Origin of the sequence: Bacillus cereus group sp. Sample62, assembly GCF_036851315.1 — a bacterium.
In the GTDB taxonomy this organism is placed as follows: domain Bacteria; phylum Bacillota; class Bacilli; order Bacillales; family Bacillaceae_G; genus Bacillus_A; species Bacillus_A wiedmannii.
On record NZ_JAFLPK010000001.1, the window covers coordinates 1,962,427 to 1,986,835 of the forward strand.

Here is a 24,409-nt window from a genome sequence, read left to right on the forward strand (position 1 = left end):
CTAGCGGCAGGTGGGAGATGAATTTCGGTTTGGCGTAGCCAAACATTTGGTTTTCCTATTTATTTCGCCTTTGATATAATTATTCTTATAAGAGGTAAAGTTTGGTATAACAATGAAAGTAGATAATAATTTTGTAGTGTTCAGGTTGTGTGATTACCGTCATAGCTTATGGGAAATGAAGCGGAAAATGGGGTGAATGGATATGGAAAAGCAGAATAAGGCTTACAAATTTCGTCTGTATCCAACAGAAGAACAAGCACATCTCATACGTAAAACATTCGGCTGCGTACGATTTGTATATAATAAAATGCTGGCTGAACGAAAAGAAGCATATGAAAAACACAAAGCGAATAAGGAAGAACTGAAGAAACAAAAATTCCCTACTCCTGCGAAATACAAAGTGGAGTATGAATGGTTGAAAGAAGTCGATTCCTTAGCGTTGGCCAACGCGCAATTAAATTTGCAAACTGCGTATAAGAATTTTTTTAGTGGTCAAAATGATTTTCCAACATTCAAAAGCAAAAAGAGTAGAAAATCCTATACAACGAATCGAGTAAATGGAAATATTATGTTATTTCATGGTTATATCAAATTACCGAAATTGAAAATGGTGAAACTGAAGCAACATAGAGAAATACCACCAAACCATATCATCAAATCGTGTACGATTTCGATGACATCAACTGGTAAGTATTACGTGTCTATTTTGACCGAATATGAAAAAGAAATCACGCCAAAAAAAGTAGAACGTGTAGTTGGATTAGACTTCGCAATGGCTGAATTATACGTGAGTAGCGAAGATGAGAAAGCCAATTATCCTCGCTTTTATCGTCAGATGTTAGAGAAATTAGCGAAGGCACAACGAGTATTAGCAAGACGTGTGAAAGGTTCAGAGCGCTGGAAGAAACAACGCATTCGTGTAGCGAAATTGCATGAAAAGGTCGCCAATCAACGTAAAAATTTTCTTCATCATAAGTCTAAAGAATTAGCTACGAGTTTTGACGTTGTAGCAATCGAAGATTTACATATGAAAGGAATGTCACGAGCATTTAGATTTGGTAAGAGTGTAGCGGATAATGGTTGGGGGATGTTCACGACATTTTTAGCATATAAGCTACAAGAACAAGGAAAACAGCTTGTGAAAATAGATAAATGGTTTCCTTCTACAAAGATGTGTAGTAATTGTGGAAATAAAAAAGAAATGCCATTATGTGAACGCATGTATGCGTGTTTGTGTGGACTCACAATTGGCCGTGATTATAATGCAGCGATCAATATCAAAAAGGAAGCCATTCGCTTATTAGTGTTGGCATAAATAGTAACAAAATAACCTTTGGAACAAGGGAGTTAGCTCGGCTGTCCTAGGACAAATTCGTTAGCTATCAAAAGTAGCGATGAACCGAGAAGCCCCCGCTTCAAGTAGGCTCGTAAGAGATACTAAGTGGTGGGTAGTTCACATGCAATGGTATTTGAAAGCTCTAAAGAATTATGGGAATTTTAGTGGTAGAGCTACGCGAAAAGAGTACTGGACTTTTAGTTTATCGAATATCGTAATTTTTTGGTTACTGTTATTTTTATCATCATTTTCAGAGGTGTTAGTTGCTATTATTGCGTTGCTATTTATGTTAGTAATGATTATACCAAGTTTTTCGGTTGGTGCACGACGATTGCATGATATTGGGAAAACAGGATGGTGGCAACTATTAAATTTTGTACCGTTTGGTAGCGTTGTTTTACTTGTATTTTTTATCATTGAAAGTGAAGAAAATGACAATCAATACGGACCAAATCCGCATTCAGATTTAAAAGAAGCGATTTAATAAACTTATATAGATTATTGCATTACAAGTTCAATTATTTTACCTATTATTAGGTGGATCTCTAGGCCTATATGACTTTTGAAACTGTAAAAATGGGAAGAATAAAGGCAGAGAGAATATAGTATGGGAAGAAGATAAATTTCTAAATAAAAAGCACTGTTTTAGCTAATGTAACTAAAACAGTGCTTTTCTCTTTGATTGAACAGTTGCTGCATTTTCATCATGTATGCCTGCATCTTTAATAATTCGTTGTTTTGCTTTATTTAATAGATGGTCTACTGCTTCACCAAAATAATTAGCTTCGCTTTTTGTGCGGGCTTCTCGTAAACATTTATAGTTTTCTAGCAGTTCCTCTTTTTCAGTGTTTGTTAAGAAATCTTCTATTTTCTTTTTTGTCATACGAAACACCCTTTCTTCTGACAAACGACGCAATAGAAAATATTTATTGTTTATTATAGCAATAATTTTTAAAGAAAGTATAGACTAACGTCGTAATAATTTGTCAATTTCTTGAATCTTCTCATCAGCTTTCCCAATTTGTGTATTTTTAGCCTGCTCACCACCAAGCGCTTGGTGCAGTAAGAAAGTCTGACCGGAAATAGCTGTCACAATGGATACTTTTATAATTTCTTTTATTAAGGTGACATCGAATAGAACGAGTCCAAGAAGTGCAGCTAAGCTACCAGTGAAAATATCAGTCAAAAACCCAAAGTGAAAAAAAGTTTTCAAACGGCGTGGAAGCAATAACTTGCCTTGGTTATTGATAAGATGGGAAACGAAACCAGTAATGCCACCAACGAGAACAGCAGTTAGCCATTGATACATTTCCATCGAATCCACTCCTTTTAGTGAATAAGATTCGATTCTTTTATATTGATTCCTTTTAATATTTCATAGAAGCATATTGAGAAAGTTTGTTTAGGTTTATTACGTATTCAATATAATTATAACAGAAAAATCTGATATCTTTCAGTCTATTATATGAAGTGGTTATTCCTTAATATGAATGTAGAAAGGGGTGCGTGATATGAATATAGATTATCGAATAAGAAGTGTAGATGGTTATACAAAAAATATAGGGGAATTAGTAAGCATGCTGGAGCATACGAGGGCTGTAACATTACAGGAAATAAACGATCTATCTGTTGAGCAATTAGATTTCATTATGACGAGTGGAGGGAATTCCATCGGAGCGTTACTAAAGCATATAGCAGCTATAGAAAAAGCCCATCAACTTATTTCATTTCAAGAGCGCGACTTTACAAAAGAAGAATTAGAAATATGGGAAGACGCACTGTATTTAGGGAAAGCGGGGAGAACAATCCGTGGTAATGAAATACAGTATTATGTACAACTTCTACAAAGTGTTCGAGAAGAATCTCTGAAGTATTTGAATGAACAAGATGATGAATGGCTTATGTCAGAAAGAAAGTGGCCTAACGGTGTAGTGTATAACCAACACTATCTGTGGTTTCATGTGCTAGAAGATGAGGTTAGTCACCGTGGACAAATTAGAATGATGAAAAATAAAATATTTGAAAATTGCGTTAAATAAGGTAGCTTTTTAAATGAATATTCCATATAATGAGAGTAATTAAAATGAGAACGGAGTGATGTATTATGGCGAAGATAACGTATATAAATAATAAACCAAATACAAAGGTGGATGGAAAGGGCGAGACTGTATAAGTGAGCGCACGATCCTTCCGCTTAGCTCAAACTAGGGAGGATATCAATTTGAATCAAAATATTTTAAAATCATTCGGCTGGGATTCTTTTTTTGAAGAACAAGCTGTAGAGAACTTTGAAGTAGGGCGTATTATACTTGAGCATAAACATATATATCGAATTATTTGTAATGATGGTGAATATATGGCAGAGCTGTCTGGAAAGTTTCGGCATGAAGCAGTAACGAAGGGAGATTATCCAGCAGTTGGTGATTGGGTGTATATAAAGAAAATAGAGAATGAAAAGAAAGCAATTATTCATCGTATTTTTCAAAGAAGAAGCTCTTTTTCTAGACAAGAGGCTGGTAATCGAACGGAAGAACAAGTAATAGCAGCAAATGTAGATTATCTATTTTTAGTAAATGCGCTTAACCATGATTTTAACGTAAGAAGAATAGAACGTTATTTACTATTAGCGTATGAAAGTGGTGCAATGCCTGTTATTGTTTTAACAAAGAGTAGCTTATGTGAAGACGTGGAACAGAAAATTGTAGAAACGGAAGCTGTGGCAATTGGTGTTCCGATCTTCGTCGTTGATAGTTTAGAGCAAACTGGTATTGAATCGTTGCAGCAATTTGTTTCTTTAGGAAAAACAATTGCTTTAGTCGGGTCATCGGGGGTTGGAAAATCCACTTTGTTAAATGCGCTAATAGGACTTGAAGTAGCAAAAACGGGAGATATTCGTGAGGAAGATAGTAAAGGAAGGCATACGACAACTCATCGTGAATTGTTCCGATTACCGAGTGGTGGTTTAGTTATTGATACTCCGGGTATGAGGGAGCTGCAGCTTTGGGAAGGAAGCGATGCAATTCAAACAACATTTTCTGATATTGAAGAATTAGCAAAAACGTGCCGTTTTAGGGATTGTAAACATGAAAATGAGCCAGGGTGCGCAGTGCATAATGCAATTGATAACGGAATTATTACGATAAATCGTTTGCAAAGCTATAAAAAATTACAAAGAGAACTGGCGTATTTTATGAGAAAACAAGATGCTATTCTTGCGAGAGCTGAGCGTGATAAGTGGAAAAAGATTTCTAAACAGCATAAAAAAATATGAAAAGCCAAAGGGTGGTTCCCTTTGGCTTTTTTTGCATTTGTAAATTTTATAATAATATTATTCAAATATATAGACAAAGGGAATTTAATTGTTTAAACTTTACAAAGTATTCATCGTAATAGATTATGAAAATAATAATTTAGGGATGGGAAATGTTTACAACTCGCTAGATTTAACTTTTGAAATTGAAAAGCAGGAGGTTTGTAATGGGTAGACTATTAAATTGGTTTCGTGATATGAAAGTAGCAAAAAAGTTATTAATTTCATTTTTTGTAATTTTAATTGCGGCTGGCTCTATTATCGGAGGCATGTCTTATCAAACAGCTAAAAAGAATTTTGAATCACAAATTACGAGCAGTGCTCACGACAATATAAAAATACTGGATAATTTAATCAATCAAATGATTGATGCGAAATTTAATGACGTGAATAATTTTGCACGGGTGATTCAAGGTAATATGTATCAAGGGGATAATCAAGATGAATTAAGAAAAATGCTATCTCAATATATCAATTTGAATAAAGATGTTGAACAAGTATATGTTGCTGGGAATGATAAGAAATTTGTGCAAGAACCAAATATACAAATGGCAGCAGACTATAATCCAACAGATCGTTCTTGGTATAAAGATGCAGTGGCAAAACAAGGTGGTATTGTCATTACTGAGCCGTATAAGGCGAAAGGAAATGGACATATTGTCGTAACGATTGCAAAACAAACAGAAGATAAAAATGGTGTTGTAGCAATAGATTTAAGCTTAGATAATTTATTAAAGACAACAAAGTTAATTAATATTGGTAAAAAAGGATATGCTTTCATTTTAGATGAGAAACAAAAAATAATTGCGCACCCTCAAGAAAAATCAGGAGAAAAGGCATCTGATGCTTGGGCGAAGAAAATTTATGAAGATAACCATGGTGCTTTTTCATATATGTATGATGGCAGCGAAAAACAAATGGTATTTGCTACAAATGTAAAAACAGGTTGGAAAATCGGTGGAACGATGTACTCAAATGAAATAATTGAAGCTGCGCAGCCTGTATTTTATAATATGTTAATTGTTATGTTTATTTCATTAGTTATAGGCGGAGCACTTATTTATTTTGTGACACTTTCTATAACGAAGCCATTAAAAAGATTAGTTGCCACTTCTAAAGAAATAAGTGAGGGAGATTTAACGCAAACAATCGAGATTCATTCTAATGATGAAATTGGCCAACTTGCAAAAGGATTCAATGAGATGACAGATGCATTGCGAACGTTAATTGGAAGAATTAATACTTCGGCTGGACATGTTGCAGCAGCATCAGAAGAGCTAACGGCAAGTGTAAGACAAGCGAGTGAAGCGACTGAGCAAATTACAATGGTGATGGATGAAATATCGAGCGGGGCAACAACGCAAACAACGAGCGTAGAAAATGGTGCAATGTTATTATTTGATGTAACAGAAGGAATTCAGCATGTAGCAAATAGTTCATCATCAATTAGTACGGCTTCTGCTCATACTCGTGAAAAAGCAGAAGATGGCGGGAAACTAGTAGGAAAAACAGTAAATCAAATGCAGTCTATTGCAGAATCTGTTTCACAATCAGATGAAGTTATACAGTTGCTAAATAATAAATCAAAACAAATTGGTGACATACTAGAAGTCATTCAAAATATTGCAGATCAAACGAATCTTCTAGCTTTGAATGCGGCAATTGAAGCTGCAAGAGCAGGAGAGCACGGAAGAGGATTTGCAATTGTTGCAGATGAAGTACGTAAATTGGCGGAGAAGTCTAGTGTATCTTCTAGTGAAATTAGTAAATTAATATGTGAAATACAAGATGACATGAGTAAGACGGTAAAATCTATGGGGCATGTAAATGAAGAAGTTCAATCTGGACTTGTTATTGCGAATGAAACGAAGCAAAACTTTACTGAGATTTTACTATCTACAAATGAAATTGCAGATCAGATTAAAACGATGGTTGAAACGGCTAATGGGATGTCAAAAGGTGCAAATGAAGTATCTATTTCAGTAGGTCAAATTGCAATGACAGCACAGAACAATGCGACGAGTACTCAAAACGTTGCAGCATCAGCAGAAGAACAACTAGCGTCCATTGAGGAGATTAGTTCGGCGGCGGGTACATTATCTCAAATGGCTGAAGAGTTACAAGGGTTAATTGAAAGATTTAAAGTGTAACAGTGGACAGACTATCTCCAAAATAGCAGTATGCTATTGGAGTAGTCTGTTTTTATTATGTAAAATGAAATGAGATTGAGAGTATTTTTATAATATTTAAAGGTATATGTTGTATAATATTTGTCGAAAAATAAAGGTATTTGTTTACTTTGTGTATAATTATAATCGTATAAAATGCAAATAAAGGAGATTACTATGGGAGTTTATTGGGGTACCAAAAGACATTCTTGGCTTAGTTATGTCTCATTTTGGTTAAGTATTTCATTTTTTATTGTCTTTTTAATTGAAGTGTTTATTTTAAAAACACTTTCGAATAGCTCGGTGCAAATTGTTAAATATTTTTATTTTATACTTGTACCAGTAAACATCTTTCTTAGTTTAAAGTTAGTCTTTAAGAAGAATGAAAAGAAAGCATTACCTATTTTTAGTTTCATTGTATCATTATTATTTACAATTTTAATACTTGTATTAGCGTTAACAGCTACGGGGAAATTCTTTTAAGGGGAGTGATAAAAGTCACTCTTCTTTTTTTGTTAGTGTAAGGAAATACTAAGCGGAGGATGGACAAAGAGTGCATTTACTTATGTTTGATATGATTGGAAAGCGTTAGAAGCATATTAAGAAATACAATGAGAGACAATTCATATAGTAATGAAGAAAATCAGTTGTTTTATATGCAGTTATGGAGCAAATGAATACGGTAAGAACAGTGATATATGGTACAATACATATGGATAGTGATAGAGATAAAGGGTATATAAAATACTCATCGTTTTTTAGTAAGAGAGGGGTTATCTTATGCTATACGAGGATTTGATGACATTATTTCAAGCAGCTCCGAAAGAAGAAGGTAGAGGCGGCTGGAAATATATAATCCAGGAACGAAATGATAAATATGAAATTGTTGATGAAATGTTGAAAAATCAAATGAGTGTTGAATTGTATTTTAATGAATATGATGAGGTGAAAATCACTTTATATAAAGATGGAATGCCTATTTCTATTATGCAAAGAATTGCGATTGCAAAAGTTGAATTAGACGAAGATGAAGAAGGGATTCAATTCGTTTTAGAACGCATGCCTAGTCGGATGATTCGCTTGCAATTAAAGCCATATTTAGCAATCGAAATGGGGCCGTACTGGGAAGTATGCGATGATTGTGAATGAACATAAAAGAAGCATCCAATAACATGGATGCTTCTTTTATGTTTTTTGAAGTTGTTTAAAAGCAATAATTGGCAGTAAAATGATGCTGAACCATCCAATTATAGGATATAGAATGTGGAGTAATTCACTGTAACCAATGTAACTAAAGCAATAACTAATTAGTAAAATGAAGAAAATAATATTGTTACTTTTCCATCCGGTGATGGATTGCATTTGTTTTGTCATTCCGAACACATTACCAACTAAAGTTGTGAACACTTCACCGAAAATGATAAGAACAAAGAAAAAGTGAAAAGTTGCATTGAATTTTCTTATGACTTCAGCCATTGGAATATTATATTGATAAAATTGATCGACTGATAAAATAGCTAAATGGCTACATAATAAAATTAAAGAAAGTCCTGCGCCGCCTAAAATACCGCCCCATAAAATGGCCTTTCGATCTTTTACTTCACTGGCTAACGGGACGAGAACGCTTTGGGCGAGAGAAAGATTTAAGGCGACATATGTAATAGGACTAGTAATCCACTTCATATTCCAGCTTTCTGCAGGAATAGTGTCACTAATAGGAGTTGTACCGTGAAAAAAAGTTGTAATAGCAAGTCCGATAATAAAAATCATCATAATAGGTACGACAAGTGTATTAACTTCAAAAACCCCTTGTAACCCGCGACTACCTATAATGAGACAGGCGATCAGTATAATGAAAATACCAAGTTGTCTTGGTAAACGAAGTTGCTCTTCAAATACCGCCCCAGCTCCTGATAACATAACGCTCGTTACACCAAATAATACGAGTAATAATAGTGTGTTTACAACATTGCCAAATACATCTCCAAATAAATATTTGTTGAATTCTTGCGCTGAAAATGCACCAATTTGTGATGAAAGTAACATCATCTTTGTGCCAAGCCAAATAAAAAAAAATCCACTTACACATATGCCAATTGTTCCATATAATCCGTTCACTGTAAAAAATTCAACAATTTCTCGTCCAGTAGCAAATCCAGCTCCAACGACTGTTCCAATATAAGTAGCAGCAACTTTCTTTGCTACTTGCCATTGTTGATTGTCCATGTTATCCCTCTTTCTACTACGATGAGCTTGATTTACTATTATGCATATGTATGAGCTTGGACAATTAGACGTATGAAGTGTTTGAAAACATACATGAATTAAAAGATATTAGGGAAGCATTAAAGGTGTTAAAACTTTGTTACATATGAGCCAATCGTTCGAAAGGGTAGGAAATGTATGGTAACATGTAACTAGGTTATTAAAAGATAAACATTATGAAATGATAAGAGGAGTGGATTGTATGAGTACGAAAACAAATGTTGTTGAAGTATTAAACAAGCAGGTAGCAAACTGGAATGTGTTATATGTGAAACTACATAATTATCACTGGTATGTGACAGGACCACACTTCTTTACGTTACATGAGAAATTTGAAGAGTTTTACAATGAAGCTGGAACAAATATTGATGAATTAGCAGAACGTATTTTAGCGTTGGAAGGTAAACCGCTAGCGACAATGAAAGAATATCTTGCAACATCTAGTGTGAGTGAAGGGACAAGCAAGGAATCTGCAGAAGAAATGGTGCAAACATTAGTGAATGATTACTCTGCACTTATTCAAGAATTAAAAGAAGGTATGGAAGTTGCTGGCGAAGCTGGCGATGAAACATCAGCAGACATGTTGTTAGCGATTCATACAACATTAGAACAACATGTATGGATGCTAAGTGCGTTCTTAAAATAAATATAAGTATATTAAGAAAAAAGTCATTGAAAAATTCGTTCAATGGCTTTTTTGTCATTTTTCAGTTTTCTTTTATGCTATAATATAGTAAAAAGGAGGCGATGCAATGTTTCGCTTTTTCAGAACTGGAAAAGAAGAGCGTGAAATTACGAAAGATGAATTAGAACAAGCGATGGCTAAGTTTCTAGAAACGAATGCTAATATTGTTTATACAGTATTAGTAAATGATGATTATACAGTAAATTATGATTTGTTAAAGCCGTATTTACTTGCATTTCCAACAAATAGTTTTCTTATTACGAAGGAAACGCTTGAGGTATTTGAACATACAGAAGAAAATCTAAACCTAGTTAAAGAAATTGATATCGTACAAAAAGCAGTAGATCAGTACGTAACAGAAAAAGAAATGTTTCCACTTGTTGAAGGTAGTGAAGAGCGTCTTATATGCGGGATAAAATTAGGACCATATTTGAAGCGTATATTAAAAAGAGACTTATATATTTCAGAAAAACATTATTTAGTTTCAAGTAAACCGGACAGAAAAAAACAAAAGAGTGGGTAGATGTATTGAGAACAACAATAAATATATTGTTGTCTTTTTTTGCTTTCGAAAATATTGATTTTTCTGTTTATTAAACTTTATAATAAACTTATTGGACGAAGAGAAGTAATGATTAAGTATTGTTAGTGTGAGTTATATACAGTGATTACAGAATGGTATAAAGGTTTGAGAAATAAATATTATAAAAGATTACGGGGGAATGGGTGTATGAAAAATAGTATGACTTACATTCAATTATTAAATGAAACGTTACATCGTTACGCAAATAAAGGGAGTTTAGAAGCGTACGCTTATATAATGAAGCATGCTAAAGGTGTAGTGGGGAATAAAGCGCAAATATATAATTTTAAATATGCGCTAGCGAGTGCAGCGGGGCTTGAAGAAGAAGCGTTACAGTTAATGAAGGAAGCTATTATAGACAATGGATTTTGGTACGGAAATGAGTATTTAATTTCGGACGATGATTTAAAACCACTACATAAATTTGAAGAGTTTCATAAAATGGTTCAATTATGTAAAGAAAGAGAAGAATTAGCAAAGAAAACAGAACGAGCAGACGTGAAATATTTAGACAGCAATAAAGAAGGAAAACTATTTATTGCAATGCACGGGGATCAAGAAAATATAGAAATAATAGAACCATATTGGAAATCTGTTTTGACACAAGATTATACGTTAGCTTTACCACAATCTTCGCAAATTCAGTTTTCAGATGGATTTGTTTGGGACGATATACATAGAGGGAAAGAGGAATTAAAAGAGCATTACGTTACGTTTATAGAAAAGCATACAGTAGAAAGTGTAATAATTGGTGGTTTTTCTGCTGGCGCAAGAGTAGCTCTATATACAATTTTACAAAAAGATATAGCTGTGGATGGGTTTATTTTTATGGCACCGTGGCTTCCAGAGATTGAAGAATGGAATGAGTTATTGGAAGTGCTACAAGATAAAAAGATAAAGGGATATATTGTGTGCGGGGATCAAGATGAAGATTGTTTTGAATGTACGCAGCAATTTGTACAATTATTAAGAGATAAGAATATAGAACATGAGTTTAAAGTTGTACCCAGTTTAAATCATGATTATCCTAAGGATTTTGATGAACTATTAAAAGAAGCTATTGAATATATAGACGACAAAAATAATAAGTAGTAAAAAAGGGAGATGCATCATAATTGATGTATCTCCCTTTTGTCATTATAAATGAAAAGCATTTGCTAGTAAGCGATAAGAATTCAATTTATCTTCAAATCGATGAGTAATTGTAACAATCATAAATTCATCAGTATTGTACGCTTTGCTTAAGTTTACGATTTGTTCTTTCACAGAAGATGGATCACCGACGATCATACGTTGACGATTTTCTTTTATACGGAATAAATCATAAGCGCTGTATGAATAATTTTGTGCAGTTTCGATAGAAGGAGTACCAGTTGTACGCTTTCCGTGTTCTAGTAATAAGATTGATAAATCTAAACTAGAAGCAATTTTTTCCGCCTCTTCATTTGTTTCTCCGCAAATAACAAAAATAGAGACGATTGATTTTGGTTTATCTCCTAAATAAGAAGGTTGGAACTGTTCCTGATAAGCCTTCATTACTTCAGGGCCACCGTATCCGTTAATGAACTGTGCGAATGCAAAAGAAGCACCTTGTTTTGCGGCAATCATTGCGCTCTCTCCGCTAGAACCGAGCATCCACATCTCGGGAGATGTTGGAATGACAGGAGTAGCCTTTAAATTTGCATAATGATGGTTTTCTGGTACTTGATCATGTAAGTACATTGCAACATCTGCAATTTGTTCTGGATATTGATCAAGTGAGACCATTTTTCCTTCTTGTAGTGCGCGAGTTGCAATGGGCATACCACCAGGTGCTCTGCCAACACCAAGGTCAATACGATTTGGATAAAGCGCTTCTAAAACGCGGAAATTCTCAGCAACTTTATAAGGGCTATAGTGCGGTAACATAACACCACCTGAACCAACTCTCATACGATCCGTTTTTGCTGCAATATGAGAAATAAGTATTTCAGGACTTGAACCAGCAAGGCTGATGGAATTATGATGCTCAGATACCCAAAAACGTGTGAATCCTAATTTTTCAACTTCTTGTGCAAGCGTAACTGTATGTGAAAAAGCTTGGGCTGCTGTACTACCTTCTGAAATAGGTGATTGGTCTAATACACTTAATTTGATCATAGAATATACCTCTCAATCTTAATGTACATCCTATTATATATTTACTTACGAAAAATGCGTAATAAAATGCTCAAAATAAAAAGTGGATAAATTCTATATTTACTTTTAACGAGAAAATCCTCGTTCATAATGATTCATTTCGACTAAATTTAATATATATTCGTAGTTATCAATCTCAAGTTGTAGTTGTTCACGCTCTTTTTTAGATAGTTGTTTACTACTAAGTTTGTTGCATAGTTGTTGTTTCTTTCCTTCTAAATACTTCTTTGTAGCGTTGTAGTCGTATGTTTGTTTCATTTTCAACCACTCCTTCTTTACCGTTGCTATATTATACGTAGCGTGATGAGGTGTGAAAGCTAACTCTTATGTACTTTTAGTGAATATTCCACTTGCTATGTTGTTATGTTTATAGGAATTTATGAATAAAATGCACTAAACCACTAATGCCCATTTTATGAAGTAAGGGGTGGAATTGTGCAGAAAAATATAATGTATAACACTGAGATGGATGAAGTGTTGAAAGTTATAAATAAAGGATTAAAGAAGACGACGAACCCGAAGCGAGTTATCGTAGTAGGCGCAGGCATGGCTGGGTTGGTTTCGGCATCTTTATTAAAAGATGCAGGACATGAAGTGAAAATTTTTGAAGCAAACAACCGGGTAGGTGGCCGCATAGAAACAGTTAGAATGGAAGATACCGGATTATATTTAGATGTAGGAGCAATGAGAATTCCGTATTCGCACACATTAACGATGGCATATATAAGAAAATTTGGGCTACAGGTGAGCCCATTTATTAATAGGAATGAGACTGATATCATTTTCGTAAATGGCCGGAAAACGACATTAAAACAATACGAAAAAGATCCAAGTATATTAAAGTATCCTGTAGAAATGAATGAGGTCGGGAAAACGTCTGAGGAGCTATTATTGCTAGCGGTACAGCCCATTATAAATTTTATAAAAAAGAACCCAGAGAAAAATTGGGATGTTGTAGTAAAGGATTTTGGGAGGTACTCTACAGGACAATTTTTAAAGTATCATCCTTATCAATATAATACTTACTTTTCACCAGTAACGATTGAGATGATCGGTGTTCTATTAGATTTAGAAGGTTTTTTAGAAAGGTCATTTGTTGAGACGTTACGCTTTTTATATATTATGCAAGAGGAGAGTGGATTTTGTGAAATTGTAGGAGGAAATGATAGATTACCAAAGTCCTTTTTACCACAATTTGAAGGAAATATTATATATAATCAAAAATTAATGAAGCTACATCAGCATGATAACGGTGTGACAGCTTTTTATCGAAACGAGGAAACTTTTGAATATAGTAGTATTACAGGGGATTTAGTTATTATTACAATTCCATTTTCGACAATGCGCTTTGTCGAAGTAGATCCATTTGATTCTATATCTCATGAAAAATGGAAAGCAATTCGTGAATTGCATTATATGCCAGCAACGAAAATAGGAATTCAATTTAAAAGTCGATTTTGGGAAGAACAAGGACAATTAGGTGGCAGAATTATAACGGATTTGCCAATTCGTTATGCCTATTATCCAAGTCACGGAATTGGAGAGAAAGGATCCGCTATGATGTTAGGCAGCTATACATGGTCTTATGATGCGTTGTTATGGGATGGGTTATCAAAGGGAGATCGTATTTATTACACACTACAAAATTTAGCGACAATATTAGGCGATCAAGTATATGATGAGTTCATGTCTGGCATATCAAAAAGTTGGACATTGGATCCATATGCACTTGGAGGGTTTGCACTATTTCAGGCAGGGCAAGAATCTGAGCTACAACCAGCGATTATAAAACCAGAGGGGAGATTATACTTTGCAGGTGATCATACAACGTTATATCACGGATGGATACAAGGTGCAATTGAATCTGGAGTTCGTGTAGCGGTAGAGGTGAATGAGTAAAATGTGTAAAATTCAGAAATTTCTTTACTGTATGGTTTGAGATGGATATTATTATATATAAAAGAATTAAAAGGAGTGTTGAAAGTGAATCCGTTATTATTCGATTTTCCTTCTGAATTTTATACTGATAGGCTATTTATTCGAATGCCGAAACCGGGTGACGGTAAATCTGTGTACGATGCAATTCAAGCTTCTATGAAAGAATTAAAACCTTGGATGGTTTTTGCACAAAAAGAGCAAACAGAGGAAGAAGTAGAAGTGAGCATTAGAAAATCGCATATTCAATTTTTGCAGCGTGAGGATTTAAGATTACTAGTTTTTTCGAAAGAAACAGGTGAATTTATTGCATCAGCTGGATTGCATCGTATTAATTGGGATATACCTCAATTTGAAATTGGGTATTGGATTGATTCAAGGTTTAGTGGAAAGGGTTATATGCTAGAGGCTGCAAAAGGTATAATGGAGTTTGCTTTTTCTGAGCTGAAAGCAAACCGCGTAGAAATTCGATGCGATTCTTTAAATAAGAAGAGTAGAGCGATACCTGAGAAATTAGGATTTAAGTTAGAAGGTACATTGGAAAGTGCGAGTGTAGCGGTAGATGGAAATGGATTAAGGGATATGTGTGTATTTGCCATGACTAGAAATACATATGAAAAAGAAGAGCTGTAAAGAAACGGCTCTTCTTTTTGTGTATTATGGTACAGGATGTCCATTAGAGCTTTCGAAAATTGTAAACCATTGTTGACGATCTAAATCAACTTTTGTAGCAAGAGCGGCTGTTTTAACACGATCTAATTTACCAGATCCAACGATTGGCATCATGTTAGCTGGATGAGCAAGCAGCCATGCATACATAACTGTATCGATGCTTGTAACACCTAGTTCAGTAGCAACCTTCTGTAAAGTTTCACGTAAACGTACAGCACGTTCTGATTGACCAGTAAAGATTTCTCCGCCAGCAAGAGGTGACCAAATCATAGGATTGATTCGCTTTTCTTGGCATAAATCAATTGTCCCTTTTTCGAAATGTTCAAGCTGCATCGCAGATACTTCAATTTGATTTGTAATGAGCGGAAAATCTAAATAAGAACTTAACATATTAAACTGTGAAGGTAAAAAGTTAGATACACCGAAGTGACGGACTTTTCCTTCTTGCTTTAAGCGTGAGAAAGCTTCTGCTACTTCATTTGGATCCATAAATGGATCAGGGCGATGAATGAGCAGTACATCAATATAATCTGTATGTAAGTTTTGTAATGAGTCTTCCGCGCTTTTTATTATATGTTCAGCACTCGTATTGTAGTGCGCAACATATCGCTCTGGAAATTTTGGTGATGGGGGAGCGATTCCACATTTTGTGATAATTTGCATGTCTTCGCGTAAGGAAGGCTTGAGTTGTAATGCTTCTCCAAATAATCCTTCACACGTATATCCGCCATAAATATCAGCATGATCGAAAGTAGTAATTCCCATATCCATACAAGTTTCCATAAAAGAAAGTAACTCTTGCTTTGGCATATTCCATTCTGCTAAACGCCAAAAACCTTGAATAATACGAGAAAATTCTAGTGTTTCGGCCATTTGAACTCGTTCCATTATAAGTACCTCCTTGATGAATGAATCATTTTTTGAAAAGGCTTTCTTGCTACATATTATTATATAGTTACAGTGTCGTACATACAATAAATATGTTTTGCTACAAAAACGATTTTCTCTATATGCTATAATGTAAAAACATATAGCTATAAGGAGATGTACGAAATGATTCCAGTAACAATATTAACTGGTTTTCTTGGATCAGGGAAAACGACATTATTAAATCGCATTTTATCAGAAAATCACGGTCATAAATTAGCAGTGATTGTAAATGAAATAGGGCAAATTGGTATTGATAATCAGCTGATTATGAATGTCGAAGAAGAGATTATGGAGATGACGAATGGATGTTTATGTTGTACTGTACGTGAAGATTTACTAGTCGCTTTAAAACAATTACTGGACGTAAAAGCGGAAGGTAAAATGGAATTTGATGGATTAGTAATTGAAACGACTGGTCTTGCAAATCCAGGTCCAATTATTCAAACATTCTTTTTAGATCCTGTGATTCAATCTGCATACCAAATTAACGGCGTTGTAACAGTAGTAGATAGTTATCATATACATAAACATTTTGAAAAAGGACTAGAAGCAAAGGAACAAATTGCATTTGCTGATGTCGTTTTAGTAAATAAATTAGATTTAGTGGATGAAAGTGAAAAGGAAAATCTATTGCAGGAACTGCAAGGTATTAATCCAACTGCACAGTTAATCGAGGCGACTAACTGTGATGTAGATATTCCATCGTTACTACAAATTCAAACGTTTAAAACGAAAGATACGTTACAAATTTATCCTCATAAAGAGCATAATCATCTAGAAGGGGTAAAGTCGTTTGTACTACGCGAAGAGCGACCGTTAGATTTACAAAAACTAAATGAGTGGATGTCAGCTGTCGTTCAAGAGCTAGGGGAGTATTTATATCGCTACAAAGGAATTTTATCGATTGATGGAGTAGATAAACGTATCGTTTTCCAAGGTGTGCATACACTGTTTGCTGCATCATATGATAGAGAGTGGCAAGAGGGCGAAGAACGAGTAAGTGAAGTTGTGTTTATCGGAAAAGATATTAATAAAGAATGGTTCCAAGAACATTTCGGGGAGTGTGTGAAATAAGTCTGCATATATTGCAGGCTTATTTTTTTGACTTAACTAAGTATTTTGTAGAAAAATGCTAGATTGCAAAAAACGAAGGATAATAAAAAGCCTGTTTTCACAGGCTTGTATGTTCATCTAATAGTAACTCCATTACAACACCTACAACTGGACCTTCGTCATCAATATCACCATTTAAACGGAAACCAAATGACTCGTATAATCCCATTGCGAGTTTGTTGTCTGGATGTAAACTTAAATAAATTATTTTACATTCAAATTTATCTTGTAAGAATTGAATGAGTATGCGAAGGAAACGTTTTGCATATCCTTTTCCTTGATATTGCTCGTCAATCATAAAGCGATCTAACCACACACTTTTACGTTTTTCCCAATACCATCCATACATTGCGTATCCTACAAGTGTTTCTCCATCATATAAACCTACTGACGTTCCGTTTCCCTCATATAATGATTCTGCTAGAGAAAACGCATTGCTTTCAATAAATTGCTGCTGGTCTTTTGCGACGTTTAAAGCAGCTACCGAACGCCAATTTTTTTCTGTTACTTCACAAATGTGAAGAGTCATAATTCCAACTCACCTTCTAAATTAATATAGCTTAAAAGCTAATATGGATAATTTTACTTGTTATTTTGGTCAAGTCAAGCAGAAACACATAAAAAAGAAGAGGTTGCTCAAAAGTAGCTGAATAGCTACTTTTGAGCAACCTCTTTAATGTTTATGCTTCACTATGCTAATAAGAGCATCTCCATTGGTGAGCTCAATATTTTTATTCACTGCACATTGCGCTCGTTGAAGGGGCACTTGGTTTTGTATCGTCTGTTGTATGTAATATCCTACAGGAGAAATCTTGCCAAGGGGTGTAAAAAAGATGGAGAATGCAAGCTCAATTTTCGTTTACCGACTCTTACTGCATCAGAAGTAGTGGTAGATCAATCTAGATTAGAGAAACTGCAATTTATTCGAGGAAGATATATATGAAGGAAAACGCCACCATACTGCAAGTTCTGTATATTGACGACAAGGTCAAGTGGAAACATCTAAAAGAATATGAGATGGATAAACATGAACATACAGAATCACATGAACATCAACCATTGTGTGGTGATGCTCGCTACGATTAGAAAGCTACAGTTTGCAACAAGAAGACATGTAATTAGTATTCATGATATGGGGAGTATCCGAAATGCAAAACGTATTATGAGAGATTTAAAGCCATATGTGAGCAAAACAATGCCAGGTTGTAATCGGTTCATGGTGTCTTCCAAATGAATTTGTGTATATACCGGTCTCAATTGAGCAGGTTTTGTTTTAAATACCACTGTTTCGAATTCTTTTCTATATATTTTAGTTGGTAATTTAAGACGTGATAAATAATACCCTTCCTTATCTTGGATCGATTTAAAGTCTTGTAAACGAAAATACCCTAAGTCACGAATATATAGTTCATTCTTTTGTGTCATGTCGATTCGAGTTGCCCCATATGCCTGATCACTTCGTTTTCCTGGTTCAATTTTCACATCAGAAAACTCTCCACTTAACAAGTCATACTCTAATTGAATTTTTACACCAGCTGTATGACTACAGCCTCCGGCACCAGGATAAGTAGCTGCGAATCGATCTGGAACTTGAAAGGTTGTAGAATCAAGGATGCGAATCCGCTCAAAGTAAGCAGAAAGAGAATGAGAAATTGTAGATGATCCTCCAATTTTAGCTTGTAGAAGTGTAGTAAATACATTTCGAAAGAAGGCTACAGAAGCCGAGTTAAATCGTCGATTCAGTCCCTCAGGACTTAATAAAATTCCTGTTGAAGTTTCAAATTGACTACAAAGTTGAGTAAGAGAGGTTGTAGCGATTTGTTGATTTAACCATACACACAAAGATAAAAAATGGTGCCCATGGCACTTACGTTTTCGCTTCATTCCACCTGCTTCTATAGCTAATTGATTAAGTGTAGCGGGGGACATATAGCGATATAACTCTTCGGCAAATAAAGACAGCTCTTGTTTTTGATGCATATTCATAAAAGCACGTCACCCTTTTTCATTAACATTGTACAGGGATAATAAAGTTGTTTAATTTACAATAAAGTCGTTTAAAACGACTTTATTATGTTTCGCTAAGACTGTAAAGAAGTGTACTTAAGCCAACGTGGCAATTTAGTCGGGTGTAAGTGTTATAATATTATTAAAATTTAAGAAATGTAGGGTGAAAAATGAGGAGTATTAAAAGATTGATTCAAGTCATCTTAGTAAGTACATCAATCTTAATTCTTAGTGGATGTTTCTCTAATTTCTCTAAAGATGATTTGAATCAACCAATACAAAAATATTTAAAAACAAACTATGGAATACAAGGTGGGTTTTCTGTTGTTGAGACAGATAATTATTGGTTTCAAGGGGTTGACCATCAAACTTACGTAGAAATGAAAAAGCCATATCGTGCTTATCCGTTTCTAATGATTGAAAGAGGTACTTGGAAAATTTTAAATGATGACAGTGACGATATCTATCTTGAACAATTCAAGGGTGCATATATTGAGCAACATCCAGAAGTAGTTCAAGTAATTGAACAAATCATAAAAAAATATGGATTAGTGAAATATCCTAATAAATTTATTTCGGTAGAGAATGGTCCTGTTTATATATTTCCTTACGACAACCTTGAGTTTAATATAATTTATTCTCAAGAACTACTTGATGATTTTAAAAAGACCCAAAAGATAGATACTACTAAACTTTTACCTACATTAATACCAAGTGACCCCCGACGTGAAAATTATAATGTCAGGTATTTAGGTGTAGTAAATTTTCTATTTAAATTTGACATGTCTAAAACTATTCCAAAGGCCCAAGATCTAATTGAGGACTTTCAAAAAAGTGGAGTATTAACAAAAGGGATATACAACATAGATATGTTAGTAGATGATTCAAATGGGGGATCGGAATATAATAATGTAGCTTTGTTTGAAGTTGATGAAAATGGTAAATACACTATAATTGCTTCTCCTAAATACGGTGAGTTAGAGAACACTTACTTTTATGGTGATTATGCAGCAAAAAAAAATATAAAATAGAACTTTAGGTTGAATTACTTAATTGGAATTGATTAAAGATACATATGTAGTTCATTGAAAAAGTACTTACATTTCTTTAAACACTACAGAAACGACTTTATTGTTATATTTTTGAGTGCAGTTAAGTAACTTATATCGAAAATTAAACAAGCATAACCCCGTCCTAAATTTAGAACGGGGTTATGCTTGTTTAGGTTTTAAAATTTAATAGCTTTATTGTCTTTTTACAAACATAAGAGAATAGTAACGTGCTTTTAAGTTTAAGCATAGTCTAAATCCTTAAGTTGATGGATGTGTGGAGGTACCCCATGTATTAAAAAGCTATTCAGTTATTTGAAATATAGTTTCATCAGGCCTAGAAAATCCATACAATTTCCTTGCGAACTTTAAAATACCTTCTTCGCTCCCTGTTAAAGTTTTAATATCGTTTTCATAATAACGTCCTATGATTTCTAATTCAGACAATCTTTTCTTTTCTTTATTTAGTGTAATTTGTTTTTCTTGAATCATTTGTTCTTGCTTATAAATGGAGATTTGAATGGAAATAACCATAGGTAGCATAAAAGCAAGTGCTAATAAAAGACGACGTCTTAGCTTTTTATTTGTTTGTGGATTCTTGTTAGGATTAATTTGTATTTTTGAGATTGATTGTTGTGGTGAATTTGGGATACTCCCCATTTTAATGCCTCCATTACCTATGTATAGAATTTAAATTGCTTAAAAGTATTATATATGCTAAATAGATAATTTTGAACTTATTTGTGAAAAGAGGAGTGCTATAAAATTTAAATAAAATCCTTATTTAGTTGCAAATAAAAAGTGCTCAATGACTACCTCTGAGTTGATCATGATTATTTTAAGTATGTTCCTGATAAATGTGCATTTTGTATAAAAACTTTATTGTATCAATTTGTAGGTTGATACAGTTCCCCAAACGAAAAGAACCAAATAGAAAAGTCTTTGTAGTAGACCTGCACTGCAGGTAAGGGGAAAAGAAAAACAAGTGAGATAAGAATTGTTATTACTATTAAGCTTAGTAAACAGAAATATGTCCATTTTCTAGCTTTTTTAAGATTCTTAGCAAAAATAAATAATCTTGGAAATACAGTAAGCATACCTATCCAAACTAGAATAGAATGTCCAATTAGGTTTACATCTGCAGGAATTAATCCTGAAACTATAGTGGAGATTCCTATTATAAGTATAAAAAATGTTGCTATTCTATTAATTCTTGTTTTTTCTAGATGTTGTGAAATATATAGTACTCCAATACAAAATGTTATTCCATTAATAATAAAGAGTAAATTCATCCAAAAATGATTAGGGGAGCATATTTCATAAGGAGCTATTTCGTAGGTGAATTCTCCACAGGTTGTTACACCTAGATCACTCATTGCATGATGCAAATAGTTATAAGGTGCTGTAGAAGTGAAAATGAAGAAAGGTTCAATTAAAAAGTATAGGCAAGTTGCAATCCAGCTAAATAAGCCAATCCTATTTGATACATACATTAGATTCCTCCTTAGAAAAAAGTATATTTCCATTATAAGTGGTTACATCATCAAAATTAAAAAATTGCAATTTGAGAATCGATAATCCTGTTCAATAATATAGGATTTTCTGGACAAATATGTTTAGCGAAAAGACGTATAAAAAGTGGATGGAGCAAAACGTAAAAAAATAGTTGTTTGAAAATAAATAACCGCAAAAACGTCAGGTAACTAATTAAGTTGCCTGACGTTTTTGCATGGTAAAGGATAGATTCCTCTACAAAAGAGAGAAATAAAGAAAAATGTTTTTAAATGAAATTCATAAAAGATTGATAGGCAATACCGAGGGGAAATACTGTAGCTACCGCATGGGCAGTCCATTTAGGCATATTTAATTTTAATGTGGTGTTGTATAAGATTCCGTATACGATACAAATAATCAATACAAATGCAATTAATTGAAGTGCTAACAAAAATAGTGGTTGTTCTAAAGCACTAAAGTCAAGTTGTTCCATTAATTTATCACACCCTGTATTTAATATATTGATAAAATTAAATTGGAAGTAAAGGTTTTTTCTATAAAATTTCAAATCTGTAGATATTTTATGGGCGGTAAGTGAATGTTAACCAAAACACTATTTTATAAAAAAAGAGAAGCGCTTAATCAAGACGCTCCTCTTAATGCCAATATATAACTATTTCATTATAATGTATAAGCGTAAAATATTTAACAATTAGCTATGTGGTAAAAATTTCATTTTGTATTAGTTTAAAACCAAAAAAGAGCACTTAATAAAGTGCTCTCGTGACGAGATTCATTTTGTAAAGACTATTTTATAAAGAAAGGAACACTGAATATTATATGTGCTTGCAGTTAATTGTGTTCGTTTTTTACAAAAAAAGAGCAGTTAGTAAAAACTAACTGCTCCAATCATGGAATATGGTTCGAAATGGGTTCTTTATATTATTGACGGAATATTGAGTTTTATTCAGGAGTACCAAAAGGTTTTCTTTTTAACTTAATCCATATCCCACAAACAAAATAATGGCTAAAAACACAGATAATGAAAATGTCAGAAAGACTGTTACTATACTCCTGAGCATCGCTTTCCAGTTGTTTACTTTAGTTGTGTTCTGCCATTATGGTGAGATTTTTAATTCTATTAAAAATAGTAACAGCTCGTCCAAACTTATCTAATCTATCTTACATAGTATGTAGTAATAAATTTAAAGGAGGAATCTAGTATGTCTTATTACTACGATGATTATTGGAAGGATTCTAAAAAGAAATATCATGATTGTCATAAAAGCAGTAAGAGTTATGACAAATGTGATAAAAAACATGAGGAAAAGCCTTGGTTTAATGTAAAAGTGAATTGTTGTTCTGATGATAACGGATACAATCTTGTAAGAGCATCTGCTTTTAGAGCTGTGAGTACAGTTAATCAGAATTTGCCAGCAAATACATTTGTTAAAGTTTTATTCCAAAATGAACAATTTGATTTAGCAAATGAATATAACCCTGCAACATCCATTTTTATACCAAAGACAAGAGGTGTTTACTCTGTTATTGGAACAATTGCGTTCATTCCCAATAATCTAAACGTAAACTATAGAGCGCGGGTAGAAATTCGAGTTAATGGAAATCCGGCAATTGCAATAGATAATGATTTTTTTGGTCCAATAAACTTTGCTAATGTTGTAGCTGTTTCATCGATAATTCAATTGAATGCAGGGGATATAGTTGAGGTTTTTGCACAAAGTAGCGTAGCTGGAGTTATTTCAAATGTAGAAAATAGTACGCATTTTGAAGCTGCAAGATTCCCGTCTCCACAAGTATAAGTAGTATGAAATCTCGTCAGTAAATTTATCTAAGTAAAGTCCCTAATTTATATTTGACCTGCATAAATGCAGGTCTTTTTTTTGATCAAAAAGGGGATGAAAAAAGGGACGTTTCCAGGGATTTTTCAAAACAGAATCGATATTACACTATATCTATACAGTTCTTTGAAAGAAAAGTAGTGTGGGGATAACGTATCTATGCGTTGATAAACAGTTAACATAGAACCCTTTATTAAAACGTTACCGGAGAACGGGCATGGACGGTAAGAATCCGCAAAAAGGACGAAAAGGCTAATTACATTTATATATTCAGCTATATTGCGTTAATGTCGTGGATTTTGTGTGAGCCTGTTGTATTTGCTGGGTTGATGGGTGACATAAACGTTTGATATACAGGTGCTTTAATTATATATAGGGGAGTGCTCTTTTTCGTTTGCCTCTTTTGAGGGGGACAAGCATATATTGAAGAGTGTAGGCCAGGCTCATTCGCTTGTATCTATCTTATTTCAATACTCATAAGAAACTCTTTATCATATTAAAAGCATCTACGGGTGCAAGTGCGATCTTTTTATTGAACGAAATGGATATTTGAATGGAAGAATAGTTATAAATGATAGAGCTTAATCCACTCCATGAATGGTGGAAGATGAGTAGTTCCACAAAATGGTATCACTACTTCTGATTAATGCCAATAATTGCAGTGTTTCTTGGAATAAATTGAGTAATTTTAACAATTGTTGATTCTGTTTTATTTAAGAAATAGGATGCCGAATGATAAGACCAATATCAATTATCGTTGACGCTGCCATGATCTGGTTGGCGTCTTGTTTGTTGTTAAGGAAAGATAAGGGGTGAGGTAGACTT

At 33.8% G+C, this 24,409-nt stretch carries 24 protein-coding genes and 3 pseudogenes; 16 read left to right on the plus strand and 11 right to left on the minus strand.

The window, feature by feature from the left end; all coding sequences use genetic code 11:
- Positions 1–202 precede the first annotated feature (202 nt).
- Together J0835_RS09890 and J0835_RS09895 are read left to right on the plus strand one after the other, a co-directional pair.
- Positions 203–1,315 (plus strand): RNA-guided endonuclease TnpB family protein, encoded by a 1,113-nt coding sequence (locus tag J0835_RS09890; protein ID WP_144536306.1) that lies wholly within the window; start codon positions 203–205, stop codon positions 1,313–1,315.
- Positions 1,316–1,457: 142 nt separating this feature from the next.
- On the plus strand, positions 1,458–1,820 hold the full coding sequence (locus J0835_RS09895) for a DUF805 domain-containing protein (RefSeq protein WP_001198797.1): 363 nt from the start codon (positions 1,458–1,460) through the stop codon (positions 1,818–1,820).
- Between the two features lie 174 nt (positions 1,821–1,994).
- On the opposite strand, the gene J0835_RS09900 is transcribed toward J0835_RS09895, so the two are convergent.
- Positions 1,995–2,219 (minus strand): hypothetical protein, encoded by a 225-nt coding sequence (locus tag J0835_RS09900; RefSeq protein ID WP_000162604.1) that lies wholly within the window; start codon positions 2,217–2,219, stop codon positions 1,995–1,997.
- A gap of 84 nt (positions 2,220–2,303) precedes the next feature.
- On the minus strand, positions 2,304–2,651 hold the full coding sequence (locus J0835_RS09905; protein WP_000426320.1) for a DUF4257 domain-containing protein: 348 nt from the start codon (positions 2,649–2,651) through the stop codon (positions 2,304–2,306).
- A gap of 196 nt (positions 2,652–2,847) precedes the next feature.
- On the opposite strand from J0835_RS09905, the gene J0835_RS09910 reads away from it, so the two are divergent.
- The 6 genes and pseudogenes from J0835_RS09910 (at position 2,848) to J0835_RS09930 (ending at position 7,963) form a co-directional block, all read left to right on the plus strand.
- Positions 2,848–3,375 carry a DinB family protein gene (locus J0835_RS09910; RefSeq protein WP_087980849.1) on the plus strand — a complete coding sequence of 176 codons (528 nt, stop codon included), beginning with the start codon at positions 2,848–2,850 and terminating at the stop codon, positions 3,373–3,375.
- Positions 3,376–3,557: 182 nt separating this feature from the next.
- Positions 3,558–4,607: a ribosome small subunit-dependent GTPase A gene (gene rsgA, locus J0835_RS09915; RefSeq protein ID WP_140386799.1), complete on the plus strand. Its 1,050-nt coding sequence runs from the start codon at positions 3,558–3,560 to the stop codon at positions 4,605–4,607.
- A gap of 401 nt (positions 4,608–5,008) precedes the next feature.
- A pseudogene (locus tag J0835_RS29185) lies at positions 5,009–5,854 on the plus strand (cache domain-containing protein); the annotation flags it as partial.
- Positions 5,855–5,977: 123 nt separating this feature from the next.
- Entirely contained in the window at positions 5,978–6,796 is an 819-nt protein-coding gene (locus J0835_RS29190) for a methyl-accepting chemotaxis protein (RefSeq protein ID WP_413782704.1), read from the plus strand.
- A gap of 195 nt (positions 6,797–6,991) precedes the next feature.
- Positions 6,992–7,297 carry a hypothetical protein gene (locus J0835_RS09925; protein WP_087980852.1) on the plus strand — a complete coding sequence of 102 codons (306 nt, stop codon included), beginning with the start codon at positions 6,992–6,994 and terminating at the stop codon, positions 7,295–7,297.
- 297 nt (positions 7,298–7,594) lie between these two features.
- Complete coding sequence (locus tag J0835_RS09930) at positions 7,595–7,963, plus strand: DUF3979 family protein (RefSeq protein WP_087980853.1); 369 nt, start codon at positions 7,595–7,597, stop codon at positions 7,961–7,963.
- 36 nt (positions 7,964–7,999) lie between these two features.
- Here J0835_RS09930 and J0835_RS09935 read toward each other — a convergent pair whose 3' ends face one another.
- Positions 8,000–9,040, minus strand: coding sequence for a YkvI family membrane protein (locus J0835_RS09935; RefSeq protein ID WP_087980854.1), 1,041 nt, complete (start codon positions 9,038–9,040; stop codon positions 8,000–8,002).
- A 241-nt stretch (positions 9,041–9,281) separates the two neighbouring features.
- Between J0835_RS09935 and J0835_RS09940 the strand changes: the two genes are divergently transcribed.
- From J0835_RS09940 to J0835_RS09950, 3 genes are all read left to right on the plus strand, one after another.
- Positions 9,282–9,725, plus strand: a complete 444-nt coding sequence (locus J0835_RS09940; RefSeq protein ID WP_000105195.1) for a Dps family protein — start codon at positions 9,282–9,284, stop codon at positions 9,723–9,725.
- 106 nt (positions 9,726–9,831) lie between these two features.
- Positions 9,832–10,287 carry a DUF3939 domain-containing protein gene (locus J0835_RS09945; protein WP_000488201.1) on the plus strand — a complete coding sequence of 152 codons (456 nt, stop codon included), beginning with the start codon at positions 9,832–9,834 and terminating at the stop codon, positions 10,285–10,287.
- Between the two features lie 207 nt (positions 10,288–10,494).
- The gene (locus J0835_RS09950; RefSeq protein ID WP_087980855.1) at positions 10,495–11,439 is read left to right on the plus strand and encodes an alpha/beta hydrolase; all 945 of its coding nucleotides are present in this window, start codon (positions 10,495–10,497) and stop codon (positions 11,437–11,439) included.
- Positions 11,440–11,484: 45 nt separating this feature from the next.
- Here J0835_RS09950 and J0835_RS09955 read toward each other — a convergent pair whose 3' ends face one another.
- On the minus strand, positions 11,485–12,486 hold the full coding sequence (locus J0835_RS09955; protein ID WP_087980856.1) for an LLM class flavin-dependent oxidoreductase: 1,002 nt from the start codon (positions 12,484–12,486) through the stop codon (positions 11,485–11,487).
- A gap of 105 nt (positions 12,487–12,591) precedes the next feature.
- Entirely contained in the window at positions 12,592–12,783 is a 192-nt protein-coding gene (locus tag J0835_RS09960) for a DUF3896 family protein (protein WP_087980857.1), read from the minus strand.
- A gap of 177 nt (positions 12,784–12,960) precedes the next feature.
- Here J0835_RS09960 and J0835_RS09965 point away from each other — a divergent pair, with 177 nt between their 5' ends.
- Both J0835_RS09965 and J0835_RS09970 read left to right on the plus strand, forming a co-directional pair.
- Complete coding sequence (locus J0835_RS09965) at positions 12,961–14,424, plus strand: flavin monoamine oxidase family protein (protein WP_140386800.1); 1,464 nt, start codon at positions 12,961–12,963, stop codon at positions 14,422–14,424.
- An 84-nt stretch (positions 14,425–14,508) separates the two neighbouring features.
- Positions 14,509–15,093, plus strand: a complete 585-nt coding sequence (locus J0835_RS09970) for a GNAT family N-acetyltransferase (RefSeq protein WP_087980858.1) — start codon at positions 14,509–14,511, stop codon at positions 15,091–15,093.
- Between the two features lie 24 nt (positions 15,094–15,117).
- Here the strand turns inward: J0835_RS09970 and J0835_RS09975 are convergent, their stop codons facing one another.
- Positions 15,118–16,020, minus strand: coding sequence for an aldo/keto reductase (locus J0835_RS09975; RefSeq protein ID WP_087980859.1), 903 nt, complete (start codon positions 16,018–16,020; stop codon positions 15,118–15,120).
- Positions 16,021–16,185: 165 nt separating this feature from the next.
- On the opposite strand from J0835_RS09975, the gene J0835_RS09980 reads away from it, so the two are divergent.
- A complete protein-coding gene (locus J0835_RS09980; protein WP_087980860.1) occupies positions 16,186–17,136 on the plus strand; it encodes a CobW family GTP-binding protein in 951 nt (316 codons plus the stop codon).
- A gap of 97 nt (positions 17,137–17,233) precedes the next feature.
- On the opposite strand, the gene J0835_RS09985 is transcribed toward J0835_RS09980, so the two are convergent.
- Positions 17,234–17,704: a GNAT family N-acetyltransferase gene (locus J0835_RS09985; protein WP_087980861.1), complete on the minus strand. Its 471-nt coding sequence runs from the start codon at positions 17,702–17,704 to the stop codon at positions 17,234–17,236.
- Positions 17,705–18,366: 662 nt separating this feature from the next.
- Positions 18,367–19,161 (minus strand): annotated as a pseudogene (locus J0835_RS09990) (IS4 family transposase); the annotation flags it as partial.
- 191 nt (positions 19,162–19,352) lie between these two features.
- Here J0835_RS09990 and J0835_RS09995 point away from each other — a divergent pair.
- Positions 19,353–20,213 carry a hypothetical protein gene (locus tag J0835_RS09995; protein WP_087980865.1) on the plus strand — a complete coding sequence of 287 codons (861 nt, stop codon included), beginning with the start codon at positions 19,353–19,355 and terminating at the stop codon, positions 20,211–20,213.
- Positions 20,214–20,534: 321 nt separating this feature from the next.
- Here the strand turns inward: J0835_RS09995 and J0835_RS10000 are convergent, their stop codons facing one another.
- From J0835_RS10000 to J0835_RS10010, 3 genes and pseudogenes are all read right to left on the minus strand, one after another.
- Positions 20,535–20,891 carry an FtsB family cell division protein gene (locus J0835_RS10000; protein ID WP_087980866.1) on the minus strand — a complete coding sequence of 119 codons (357 nt, stop codon included), beginning with the start codon at positions 20,889–20,891 and terminating at the stop codon, positions 20,535–20,537.
- Between the two features lie 219 nt (positions 20,892–21,110).
- Positions 21,111–21,724, minus strand: a pseudogene (locus J0835_RS10005) (DUF998 domain-containing protein).
- 287 nt (positions 21,725–22,011) lie between these two features.
- A complete protein-coding gene (locus tag J0835_RS10010) occupies positions 22,012–22,218 on the minus strand; it encodes a hypothetical protein (protein ID WP_087980867.1) in 207 nt (68 codons plus the stop codon).
- Positions 22,219–22,948: 730 nt separating this feature from the next.
- On the opposite strand from J0835_RS10010, the gene J0835_RS10015 reads away from it, so the two are divergent.
- On the plus strand, positions 22,949–23,545 hold the full coding sequence (locus J0835_RS10015; protein ID WP_087980868.1) for an ABC transporter permease: 597 nt from the start codon (positions 22,949–22,951) through the stop codon (positions 23,543–23,545).
- The last annotated feature ends 864 nt before the right edge of the window (positions 23,546–24,409 follow it).